The sequence below is a fragment of the Cupriavidus sp. 05T313 genome (genome assembly GCF_056396665.1).
The window spans coordinates 16,653-28,726 of the sequence record NZ_JBFTLX010000060.1; the positions used below are offsets into that span (position 1 = coordinate 16,653).

At 60.0% G+C, this 12,074-nt stretch carries 8 protein-coding genes; 6 read left to right on the forward strand and 2 right to left on the reverse strand.

The window, feature by feature from the left end; translation table 11 throughout:
* Positions 1-26: 26 nt before the first annotated feature.
* Together AC1DKD_RS15790 and AC1DKD_RS15795 are read right to left on the reverse strand one after the other, a co-directional pair.
* Positions 27-2,036 (reverse strand): capsular polysaccharide biosynthesis protein, encoded by a 2,010-nt coding sequence (locus AC1DKD_RS15790; protein ID WP_477143441.1) that lies wholly within the window; start codon positions 2,034-2,036, stop codon positions 27-29.
* A complete protein-coding gene (locus tag AC1DKD_RS15795; RefSeq protein ID WP_477143444.1) occupies positions 2,037-3,191 on the reverse strand; it encodes a glycosyltransferase family 4 protein in 1,155 nt (384 codons plus the stop codon).
* Between the two features lie 151 nt (positions 3,192-3,342).
* On the opposite strand from AC1DKD_RS15795, the gene AC1DKD_RS15800 reads away from it, so the two are divergent.
* From AC1DKD_RS15800 to AC1DKD_RS15825, 6 genes are all read left to right on the forward strand, one after another.
* On the forward strand, positions 3,343-4,506 hold the full coding sequence (locus AC1DKD_RS15800; RefSeq protein ID WP_477111233.1) for a polysaccharide biosynthesis/export family protein: 1,164 nt from the start codon (positions 3,343-3,345) through the stop codon (positions 4,504-4,506).
* A 184-nt stretch (positions 4,507-4,690) separates the two neighbouring features.
* Complete coding sequence (locus tag AC1DKD_RS15805) at positions 4,691-5,869, forward strand: glycosyltransferase (RefSeq protein WP_477111234.1); 1,179 nt, start codon at positions 4,691-4,693, stop codon at positions 5,867-5,869.
* Positions 5,866-7,422, forward strand: a complete 1,557-nt coding sequence (locus AC1DKD_RS15810; RefSeq protein ID WP_477111235.1) for a glycosyltransferase — start codon at positions 5,866-5,868, stop codon at positions 7,420-7,422. Before AC1DKD_RS15805 ends, AC1DKD_RS15810 begins: the two co-directional genes overlap by 4 nt.
* Before the next feature lie 22 nt (positions 7,423-7,444).
* On the forward strand, positions 7,445-9,538 hold the full coding sequence (locus tag AC1DKD_RS15815) for a tetratricopeptide repeat protein (protein ID WP_477143442.1): 2,094 nt from the start codon (positions 7,445-7,447) through the stop codon (positions 9,536-9,538).
* A gap of 54 nt (positions 9,539-9,592) precedes the next feature.
* The gene (locus AC1DKD_RS15820) at positions 9,593-10,834 is read left to right on the forward strand and encodes an FkbM family methyltransferase (RefSeq protein ID WP_477111237.1); all 1,242 of its coding nucleotides are present in this window, start codon (positions 9,593-9,595) and stop codon (positions 10,832-10,834) included.
* A 101-nt stretch (positions 10,835-10,935) separates the two neighbouring features.
* Positions 10,936-12,074 (forward strand): glycosyltransferase family 4 protein (locus AC1DKD_RS15825; protein ID WP_477143443.1); only part of this gene is annotated, 1,139 nt, incomplete at its 3' end.

The following is a 12,074-nucleotide window of genomic DNA, read 5'->3' on the forward strand; positions in this document are numbered from 1 at the left end:
GCTGGTTCCCAAATACCACCAGAAAATCAACGGGCCTGTCTCGGCCTGCGCCGGCTCCATGCCCAGCATCCATACCGTACAGCGTTGCGGCACCAGCGCCAGACCTTGCGCAGCGGGCGGCCGCGGTCGCCGGCAATCGGCACCATTGGGCGCCCTGCCGTCTGCCCCAGCTTGCGCACGACCGCCTCTGGCGTCGTAAACAACCCGGTACCCCAATCCCAGTAGATCGGGTAGCGCAGCAGCGCGCCGGCAACCAACATGTCCAGCGTTAGCCTCCGCCGCCGCCAAGGCTGCGGCAGCGCGTCCTCGGTCAGTCCCCAGCCCGCATAGAATGGCAGGCCGTAGGTAAATACGCGCTTGCCGCGCAGTAGTGCGTCGAAGCCCGCGAGAGAAGACAACACGTGCACTTCATCAGCGCGATCGACAAGCGACAACAAGTCGGCCTCGGCATCGACGATGTCGGACAGTTCGCGCGCCTGCACCAATCCCGCCCTGTTGCCGGACAAGACATCGGGGTGCGGCTTGTAAACGATAAAACTCTCCGGATTTCGCCGGCGCACCTCTTCGAGCAGTGCCTCAGCAGTGTTAAACGTCCCAGTGCCAAAGTGGATCGAAGCATCGTCCGCCACCTGGCCCGGCACCAGGATTACCGTCTTACCGGACGGCGCCGGCCAGGCAGGCTCGCGCCTCCCAAGGTTGTATTTAGTTACGCCCAGCCGAGCGACCAACTCGCGCAGCCGTGCCGCACGTACCAGTTCGCCCGCGCCGAAATTGGCGTCGTTCAGGATGTGCGTCAACTCACTTGGCCGGCGCGCATCGAAGTACAGTCCCAGACGGTCCACCACCTGGCTGCAGGGCGCATTCATGTCGGATCCCAACCCCTCGGAATGGAAGAAGCCGTCTTCCATTCGCAGCACGGGAGTACCCGAGGGTATGCCATCGTCGCCTTTGGCTCCCCATAACGCCACAAGTTCGCCTGGCCTGACCTCAGCCTGCAATCCGGACCAGCGGAGTTCACCACCGCCCGCCAAGAGGAACGGCGTGGCAAAATGCCGCTTCCAGAGCCGGAACCCCAGGCCCGCCACCTGTGCGCAATCCGCGTAGCGGCTGCTTACGTTACGCTGCAGTTCGATGCTGTCAAGCACCTGCGCCAGCGTGCCGGCGCGGTGGGTTTCCGGGTCGAAGTAGCGTGCAAGACGTAGATAAACCACATCGAACAGCGCGCCAAGCGTTGGCCTGGCACGTCGATCAGGCATTGCCAGCTCATCGTGGGTCAGGCCCCAGCCAGCATAGAAAGGCCTGCCATGCAYATGCACCGGCACGCCGGCCAACAAGGCCTGCATGCCCTCGGGTGCGCTGACGGTATAGAAATGATCAACATGTGGCAGCGTCGCAAAAAGGCTGAAGCCATAGTCGATTTTGCGAATACCGGCGGGCAATCCGGGCAAGCGCGCCAAGTGGCCGCGCTTGCCGCCCGATGCCGGCCAGATCCAGAATTCCGCCGCAGGATGCTCCGCTAGCGCGGCAGCCAGCATCCGCTCGAACGCAGCCCCATCGCCTCTATCACCACAAGCCTGGTCAACAAGCAACACGCGTGGCCTATTGCTCAATGCCGCCAGCTCCGGTGCGCACGAAGGTATGGCATCGCAGGCAGCCTCCGCGCAGGCGGCTAAGACTCGCGCCATCAAGTCAGATGATTCCGAAGAAGCCGCGCCTGAGGGACTATCGTGCTCCAGCGCCTCTGCCACCGCCTGCTCCATCAGGGTGCCCGCCTTGCCTCGGCCACTCAGTTCAAACCACGACAACACCGGAAGACCATTCCTGCCCGAAGACCAGATAGGACCAGGCAACAAGGCTGGCGTCGCGCTGCGACCGAGGCGCACAAAGCCGAGCATCGCCCAACCAGTCGGCCGATCGGCCCACACGCCTTTCCGGGGACCCGCCCAAGAAACCGGCGTGCACCAACTACGAGTCAAATCGCGTGGATCGAGTGCAGCCTGCTGCGGTGGCCCTCCGCTTGCGCCCGCCCCGGCCATCTACGCCAACTCCTCGAGGAATCGGTCCACCACGTCGAAATGCTCCCGCCAGGTTGGCTCGCGAAAACTCCCAATTCTCGCCAACTGGGCCACGCGCGCCGGGCTTGCCGTCACTGCGTACTCCATGATGCGACGCATCCAGCCCGGACCGTCAAGCGGGTCAAGATATTCGGGAATGTCCGCCGCAATTTCACGAAAAACAGGCAGGTCACTGGCGATCACCGGCACCCGGAGCGCCAACGCCTCGGCCAACGGCATGCCGTATCCCTCCACGAAAGAGGGAAACAGCAGCGCCTGCGCATGGTGCAGATAATTGTGCAAACGCTCGTCGGAACAGTCGCCTTCCTCGATCACCTTGCCACGCAGTGGCGCGCAGCGTTCGAGCATATCGACTACGTTCTCGCACTCCCACCCGCGTCGCCCGATGACAACCAGTGTCGGCGCGCGCTCTCCATGGATTTCAACCAGGCGGCGCCAAATATGCAAGGCAAACCAATGATTCTTGCGAGGCTCGATGGTGCCGAGCATGACGAAATAGGGCTGCGGGAGAGGTCGCGCGCCGGGCGTGCCGGCGGCCACGCCCGAGGCCAAGCGGGCGACAACCGTTCTGGGTACGGTCCAGCCGGCTCGGAGGAACTCCTCCGCAAGGGAATCCAAGGTCGACTGGGAATTGGCAATGATGCCTGCCGCGTGAGCGGATGCCACGCTCATTCTTCTGTGATGCATTGCCAGCACACCGGGGCGGCAATACTCGGCGTGCRTGAGCGGGATCAAATCGTGCACCATAAATACGGGCCGAATCTCACGCTTCCTCATCGCCGTGAAATATCGGACGAACTCCATCCCCGAATGGCTGGTATGCAGCAGTACCCCTGGACCAGCTCGGTCACGTCTCAGGCCGCCGAGAACAGCCAGCACCATGAGGGCCCTGGCACCCCACGAGCGGGTGAAGTCCTGGTTCAACAGCATCTCGAACGCTCGTGCCGACTCGCGCTCCGACATCACGATGTGGATGCCGCGCTCGCTCAGCACAGCCCGCGCTCGGTGCGAATAGTGCCTGACGTACGCGAGACCAACGCGATCCACGCCAGTAGGCAGCACACGCTTGGCCAGTCGATCCAAGAGCCGCGTAACGTCCAGGTATATGGGAATCAATGTGCAACTGCGCGAGGGAACGCGCAAACGGGTGTGTGAGAATATTCCAACAAGGCCACGAATGAGATTATCGGCAAGTTCGCGTATTTTAGCTATGAACATGCCATAATTGCAAAAATTCGCCCAGCCTCTCGATAAGAATCACCTCAGAATGCGTAGCCTGACCGCCTTGTTGGTGGCCGTGTCGACCATCAGCACAGCCAGCCTTACCGCTTGTTCCTTCGTCCCATCCTCTGGTCCCACCAAGTCTCAGGTACAGGACTCCATCCAGGCATCGGTTACTGCGGGCATCCAGATCGTCGATGTCACGGAAGATGTCGCACACCGACTGCTGAAAGTGCGCCAGCCCGGCGACTTTGTCCATACCCTGGGCAACAAAACACAATTCCAGCAACAGCTTGGCGTCGGCGACACTCTTGAAGTTTCCGTCTGGGAGGCACCGCCTGCCACGCTGTTTGGCGCCTCGGCGATGGATCCCCGGGTTGCGCCCACCAATGCACGCGTCACCGTCCTGCCTGAGCAAATGGTCAGCGGCGACGGCCAGATCAATATCCCGTTTGCTGGCCAGATCGAGGCAGCCGGCCGCACCACCACCGAGGTGGAGCGAGCCATTACCGCCGCTCTGAAGGGCAAGGCGAACCAACCGCAAGTTCTGGTACGTTTGTCAAAGAATGTCACTTCCTATGTGACAGTGGTCGGCGACGTCGGCGCAAGTACCCGCATGCAGCTCACCCCGCGCGGCGAGCGCCTGCTGGACGCCGTCGCAAGCGCGGGAGGCGTTCGCCAGCCCGTGGATAAGACGACCATCCAGGTCACCCGCGGCAGCGAAGTCCAAGCCCTGCCGCTGCAAACCATCATCCGCGACCCCCGCCAGAACGTGCCGCTTCGCGCAGGCGACGTTGTAACCGCCCTGTATCAGCCTCTCAGCTTTACCGCGCTGGGCGCGACAGGAAAAAACCAGGAAGTCAACTTCGAAGCGCAAGGCATCACGCTGGCCCAGGCCATCGCCCGCGCCGGCGGCCTTGAAGACGCCCGCTCCGACGCGCAAGGCGTGTTCGTTTTCCGCTTTGAGGACGCCTCCGCCCTGGCCTGGCCCAATCAGCCCGTGCGCACCACGCAGAACGGCAAGGTGCCGGTGGTCTACCGCATCAACCTGAAGGACCCGGGCAGCTTCTTCGTGGCTCAGACCTTTCCGATGGACAACAGGGATCTCCTGTATGTTTCGAACGCCCCGATCGCGGAGCTTCAGAAATTCCTGAACGTGGTGTTCTCCGTGGCCTATCCGGTGGTAACCACGGTCAATACGTTCAAGTAATACGGTCCTTTATCGCCGGACGCGCCCGAGTCGACGCAGCCCACCCCCATCTCCCGCACTTGCCATTCTTTAGGAATGCATGCGCAACTGGTGGCGGGGCCCTTAAGCTTTCCACGCCATTTTGCCGTTGACGAGCTGCTCAACCAAGTCAATTCATCATTCGCCTTAGCGTTGGAGTCTATCTGTGCGTTTGTTTATCTGTGATCCGGTTTGCGCGCAACCTTTTGGCCACAATGTCGCTGCATTGAATTATTTTTCGAATGCGTTTTCCGACGTATTTGAAGAGATCGTGCCGTTGTGCTGCAAACACCTGCCAGAAAAAACGGTCGACGAATATGGCTTCGTCCCGTTCTACGATTTCTATTATCGCGAATATATTTCCATTGCAACGGCTCCCAAACTCGGCGCAGAAAGCGCAAGCGGCTTCGCGGACCCACTCGAAGCGCAGGCAACCCGAGATGCGAAGCGGCTCATCCAGAGCTATGGAATAGATAATACCGATACGCTCTTCTTCCCCAGTCTGGATATATACGGCGTCGTTGGACTCCTGAACGCGCTGGCGGAACAACCCATAGCCCGACAGCCCAAGATCTTCCTGCGCTTCATCGGTGTCATGGAGAACGCTTCGCGCACCTACCGCGACCCCGAGCGCGAGTTGCTTCGCCGGCTTGTCATCGCGCGCGCCGCCGGAGCCCGCATCGCGCTTTCAGCCGAAACCCCGAAGCTCGCCGATCGTCTCGCTGCGTTGCTATGCGCGCCTGTCGCGGTAACGCCCTATCCCACCATCGCGACGGCATTCCCATTCCCCCCGGCAGGTCCGATGATATGTTTCTGCCCTGGATCGGCACGATACGACAAGGGCTTTCTCTTGCTGCGCGAGCTCTTCCTGTCGATTCGACAACGTGACCCCGATCTGGCCATTCAGTTCGTCGTCCAAAACCTGCCCGACCGCGATGCAGTTCACCACGATGGCTATATATCGCAGCTCTACGCAATGCCGGGAGTTGAATTGCTGTCCTCGATGATATCCGAGCGGGAAATGATCCGGCACTACAGAAATGCATCCGTCATTTTGCTGCCATATGATCACATCGTGTACGAACTACGCGGCTCCGCGGCGCTGATGGAAGCCGCCTGTTTCGGACGTCCGGTTATCTCGCTGGATCGAATGGCATTCTCCGAGCAAATCAGATACTACGGCCTTGGTACCGTATGCTCGTCGCTCGAGGAAATGGCGAATGCGGTCATCGGGCTCGAGCAGGAAGATCGTGAGCACGTTGCCCAACGTGCTCTCCAGGCCCGTCACCGGCTGACGGCGGACATGGACGGCTCCTATGAGCGATGGTTTCGAGTTGCACTATGAAAATACTTTTTATTGACCACATCTTTCATGAGAAGACTCGCTCCAGCGAGTTCTTTCGCGCCTTGCTGGCGCGCTCCTTTGAGTTGCGCACACTCTACGTTGACCCTGACGAGCCCTCGCGCCTGCTGGACTCGATAGAGGATACACAGGAGGATCTCGCGGTGCTCTGGCAGATGGACTACCTGGCTCCCATCTTCTTGGCCATGGGTATGCGCGTCATCGTGATTCCCATGTATGACGGTTCAGCGAATATGCCGGATCTCCACTGGCTCTGGGCCAGACAGGCGCGCTTCATCAATTTCAGCCGGCGCCTTCACGCAAAGATCGGCCGCTGTGGCGGAGACTCGCTGCTTGTCAAATATTTCAAGCCGCCGGTCGGGGAGAATCGCCTGAAGAAATTTGATAAGCTCAAAGTTCTTCTTTGGCAGCGCCGCCCGGAGCACGGTATCAACCTGAATATGGTGGAACGCCTTCTCGGCACTCAGATTGACAGCCTGCATGTGCATGACACGCCAGACGATGAAAAGTGCATATCCAGCGCCTATATGCAGCGGAGTATGTCTGGCTACGAGCTGACCACGTCCAGTTGGTTCAAATCGCCGGACGACTACGCGCGCCTGCTTGACACGTGTAACGTATTCATCGCCCCTCGCCGCACCGAGGGCATTGGCATGGCGTTCCTGGAAGCGATGAGCCGCGGTTTCCTCGTGTTCGCAGCCGACGGCGCGACTCACGACGAATATATAGCAAACTGGGTCAACGGCGTCCTGTTCAACCCAGATCAGGCCAGCTACACCGATTTGCATGGACGCGCGGAGGCAATGGGCCGCATGGCGTGGAAGACCGCGCAGATGGGCTACGAAAAGTGGATTGCTTCGCAAGCCGACCTGCTCGATTTCATCCGCACCACCCCAAAACCGGTCTTTGCCAAGCGACCTAATGCAGCCGACTTCGCCAGGAGCCTGATCGCTCACTACAGTGCGGGACTGGAACAGTATCGCGCGTTCCTGCTGAGCAACCTCCAGTATCTGGAGGCGTTCGGCGGGAGCGAGGCAATCGAGCGCCTTGAGGCCGACGGCAGCATTTCCCCCCAGCTCCGCCGGCGCGAGAAGAGCGCGACCGAACAATATCTGGAGCAACTTTCTTCCATGCCCTGGCTCGATCAAAACAAGTTCGAGCCTTCGACCAGTGAAAGTCTTCGCCACATTGTGGAGGGTGTTGTCAACGTCGAGGACGATTGCGCCTGGGTGACCGGAGACGGCCTGACACTAGGCTTCTCGCTCGACCCGACCTTGGGCGCCACCAGCAAGATGCAGATCGCCTACAAGTCATTCGGCACCGCCGGCCAGGCCGCCCGGTATCTCGTCATCCTTAACGGCTGGTCGATCGGATCTGGCTCGTTCACAGAGAATGTGGGGGTGGTCGCACACGATGTCCCCGTGCACTCGCTCAAGAGAAGTAACACGCTACGCATCCAGATCCTGCCTGGAGCAGATGCATCGGCGGCCTCGACACGAGAGTCGTGGGGCATAGCGCGCGTTGAGTTCGTTTGACCGCTTGGAGCAGAACACCCAAATGTTTAATCTGAAGATCGCTTTCGGCAGTAAGGTCGGTAACCTTATCCGCTCAGGTGACCAGGCGCGAGAGGCAAAGCAATGGCGCTCGGCCATTGCTTACTACGAGCGCGTCGTTGCCGCCAAACCCTCGCTGTCCARTATCTGGGTCCAGCTGGGTCATGCGCGCAAGGAACATGGAGACCTGGCTGGTGCTGAAACCGCTTACCAGACGGCCATCCAGCTCGATCCGGACTCTGCCGACACAGCGCTGCATATCGGCCACTTGCATAAAGTGGCCCAGCGGATGGACGATGCCATTGCCTGGTACCGGCGGTCGTTCCTGCTTGATCGGCTGAACATCAATGCTCGCGAAGAACTAACGGCGCTTGGGCTGCTTGGCCACGAGGGCGACTGGGCAGCCGACCCCTTGGAACTGACAACCCACTCTGAGCCAGAACGCCGGCTCCTCTGGGACTGCACGCGGTACCATCGCCTCGTGGGCACCGGCCAATTCTGCGCCGAGGAGAAATGGTTTGTTGACCTCGGCATCGCCAGTTCGAAGCATTTTGACATAACCCCAGTTGTATTCGATCAGGAGGCTGGCCGCTTTCTGCGCTACACCTTTGATGGCGACATCGTAGACGGACGCGAGGCAGCGGCCTTGCCAACAGGCAGATTCGCACACACCGATCTGGTCACCGGCGTGAATTGCCGCCGCACCCAGCCAACGGACCTGATCCGCTTGCTCTGCGCGGCCCGATCCCAACTGGGCATGCGGATTTTTGGTGTTGTTCGCGATGCAGCCGCTGCCGGTCCGGGCAGCTCGGACAGCGTCGAGATCCTGAAGATCCTTGAAAAACATGCAACGGCACTTCTGGTGTGTCACGGTAAAGACCGCGAACTAGCCGAGGATATTGCCCGCCGGGTCGGCCGCAGCCAATCGATGGTCTTTGCACTTGATCCAAGACCCTCCGGCGACACACCACGAGCAACCGTTGCGCGCGCCCGCGCCGGCAACCGCATCCTGGTCCTCGAGCCTCAAGACGCCCACGACATGCTCGCCCTCGACATGCAAATGAGCGCGCTGCGCCACAGCGATGTTGCGGGCCAAATAATCTCGTCGAGAGTTCCATGCGACGAATCCGCGCTCCGCTGCCAAGCGGCCGACGCCATGCACCCGAGAGCGCGAATCGCGCCTGCCGAAGCATGGCACGATCTCACCAGCGCGCGCATCCAAACGCTCCTCATCCCCCAGTCGCGCCCCGATGGCGACATTTGGGCCGCGCATGCGCTCGCACAAGGGGCGGAAGTGCTATGCCACGCAGGCAATCGGCGAGTACTCCAAGTCATCGGAGCGAGCGCGTCATACTTTACCGATCATGGCCCGGTCAATGCCGAGACTTTGCCATCCGCTGCCCGCCCATCCGACACGCAGCCCTCGCTAGCGCAGGGGACCCACCGAATCGAAGATGGACTACATACCCCGTGGATCCAGGCGCTCAATACGATTTTCACGGCGTCGAAACACTTCGCACCGCCCGTCATCCCTGCGRATGCGGCACGCTATGGCGTCTACTACGGTAGCGAGGAGGTTGCCGGCACCGCACGGCAATACAGCGAGGCGGAGGGTCGCAGCATGCTTCTTGGGGCTGGATGGGGCGCCACCAATTCACTTGGTACCGCCATCTTCGATGGCGACGCACAGATTCAGTTCTGCCTGCCCTTCCCTCCCGAGGGTGTGGTCGCGTGCAAGGCCCTCTTGTATCGTGCTGAAGGCAGCACTGACGACGCCTCACCGGCACTGACATGGGCAGAGCTCGAGGCCGAACCCGTCACCCATATGTCAAGGTCCGGAGCGGCCATGTACAGCGTCCGTATCGGCCGGACCTGCCCCCAGGACCAGCCTCGGAACAACTTGCCGCACCTCGCCGGGTTCCTGATCTATCCAAAGAAGCACGATCATCACTGGCATGAGTTCCTAGACCGGACATCGAGAAGCATTCGGTCATTCCGGAATCTTCCGCTGCGCCTGCCAGGTTCGCTAGCGGAGTCCGCAAGTTCCCTGGTTGAACAATACAGCGAGCATCCTGGAAGCCTCCGCGCACAGGGTTGAGCCTAGCTCGGAAACCACTGCGCGATGGAACACGATGCGTCTATGGAAAATGCTATGGCTTTGACTATCCGGTTCAAAGAAGACAGCTATGCCATTGTCTTCGACGAACTCGACCGGAATATTGCGACGGCGGTACAACGCGAGCAGACCTGGGAGCCGTGGCAACTCGATCTTTACAGGCGGACCATCCGCGAATCGTGGACGTGCGTGGACGTCGGTGCAAACGTAGGCATCAACGCCATCGCTATGTCGCGCTGCGCGCACAGAGTGTATGCCTTCGAGCCGGTCGAGCTGACCTACTCGCTGCTCCTGCACAACCTCGCGCTGAATGCGAGCAGCAACGTTACACCGTATAAGTTCGCGCTCGGCGAGGATGCCAGTATTGCGACCATATACGCAGATAGAGCAGAGCTTGGACGAGCCAGCATCGGCGCCAGCGCGCGGGAAGCCATTGCGCCGGCTTTGGATCCTTCCCTCCAGGTGGGTGGCAGGGTGCAGGTACGACCCATGGATGACTGGTGGGATGAGTTGCAGAACCCGCGCATCGACTTCATCAAGATCGATGTCGAAGGCTCCGAACAGCAGGTGGTGTCGGGCGCGAAACGGCTATTGAAAGCAAACCCCGAGATACTCCTGGTCTGCGAGATGAACGTCGAGGCCCACGCTGCGAGAGAAGCCAATCGGGGGAAGCCGTCATCCTCGGCCTCGCTCTTTGCGCAATTGCGGGAACTCTTCAAGCACGTTTTCTTCATGGGGCGAGATCTGCGGCTCTATGAACTGCACTCCTATTCGCAGCTACGCGTCCTTCTCATGCATGGGCATCCGGTGGATGACCTGTTCTGCTGCAACTGCGTACCGGACAGCGTCGCCGACATGATCGCGGAGAAATGGACGATCCCGAATCGTCTCACTCGCGAGTACGAGGTCTATCAGTCATCAACCGTGCTGTTTGTCAATCGCTTCCCGGATGGCTGGACCGCTCCGGTTGATGGACACGGGAACACGCAATCCGCGGTCGTGGTCACCACCAGCCGGGATGCCGTGGTCAGGCTATCTCTGCGTCCGATCTATACAAAGCACGCCGGTCCGCAGACATATCGCGTCGATCTGTACGGGAACAATGACGCGTATCACATCGATGTGACCGACAAGCCTGCGGAACTTGCGCTGCGCCTTGAAGCAGGGACTCACTGGATCTTCGTCGAAACGGATTTCGATCTGCTCGCAGGCCCGTACCTGGGTAATCCGCAAGATGGCCGCACCATCGGTGCGAACGTACGGCTGGCTATCGAATAGCGATTACCGTCGGATTCCCGCCAATATCGCCCCCCCCCCCCCAGACAGCCCCCCGACCAAATGCACTTCAAGAAATACCCGATCAAGAGAGGATTCACTCAATGCCATCAGTAATGGTAGATGGATACAACCTGGGCCTCGAGAAGGGGACAGGCGTTGCCACCTACGGCAGCAATCTGTGCAGGGCCGCCCGAAGCGTCGGCTATCGGATCGATTTGCTCTATGGCGGCAGGTCTACGCGCTCCAAGAATCCTCTGCTGAGCGAGATTGCCTTCTTTGACGGGGCGATGCGGAAAAAGGCGGGTATCGGGGGTATCCCGCGCATGGTGGGCGAAGCACTCTCGGCACCCCTTGGATGCCGCGTCGATGAAGTGCCAATCTCAGGAAGTGTTCTATATGATTCGCTCAAGGCACGCCTTCCGAAATTCGACAGGCTCTGGAACAGTCCGGATCTATACAAGCGGTCCCACCGGACTTTCAGGTGGTTCAACAGGTTCGCAAGCGTGGCCTTGCCACAAGTAGACATTGCGCACTGGACCTATCCCCTGCCCATACGCGCCAAAGGTGCGCTCAACATCTATACGCTGCACGATCTGGTGCCACTGAGACTGCCGCATACCACGCTCGACCACAAGCGGAACTACTACGCTCTCTGCAAAAGACTCGTTGACACCGCCGATCACATCGTCACCGTTTCCGAAACCTCGCGAATGGACATCATCAATCTACTGGATGCCGACCCGGATAAGGTAACGAATACCTTTCAGGCGGTATCTCTACCGAAAGCCGCGACCGAGAAAGACGAGGCGACGGTACGTCAGGAGCTATCAGGAATCTTCAATCTCTCTTATAAGGGATATTTCCTGTTCTTTGGCGCGATCGAGCCCAAGAAGAATATCAATCGACTTATCGAGGCATATCTTGGCAGCGGGGTGAATCTGCCCCTGGTAATCGTCGGAGCACCGGGATGGAAGTCGGATGAGGAGCTGCGGCTCCTGAAGACGATTGGCGCGCTTCCGGGCCAGGTGCAAAGCCGTATCCTGCGACTCGAGTACCTGCCGCTGCCGCTTTTGACGACGATAATCCGTGGAGCCAAAGCGACCATCTTCCCATCCCTTTACGAAGGCTTCGGGTTGCCCGTGCTCGAATCAATGACGCTTGGGACCGCCGTAATCACTTCGAGGATCGGCAGCTTGCTGGAGGTAGCCGGCGACGCCTGTTCGGTGGTCGACCCCTACGA

What these genes read in the sequence shown, in the direction of transcription:
- AC1DKD_RS15810 (WP_477111235.1), top strand. Translation starts at nt 5,866, where the DNA reads ATGAAAATACTTTTTATTGACCACATCTTTCATGAGAAGACTCGCTCC.
- AC1DKD_RS15800 (WP_477111233.1), top strand. Translation starts at nt 3,343, where the DNA reads ATGCGTAGCCTGACCGCCTTGTTGGTGGCCGTGTCGACCATCAGCACA.
- AC1DKD_RS15820 (WP_477111237.1), top strand. Translation starts at nt 9,593, where the DNA reads ATGGCTTTGACTATCCGGTTCAAAGAAGACAGCTATGCCATTGTCTTC.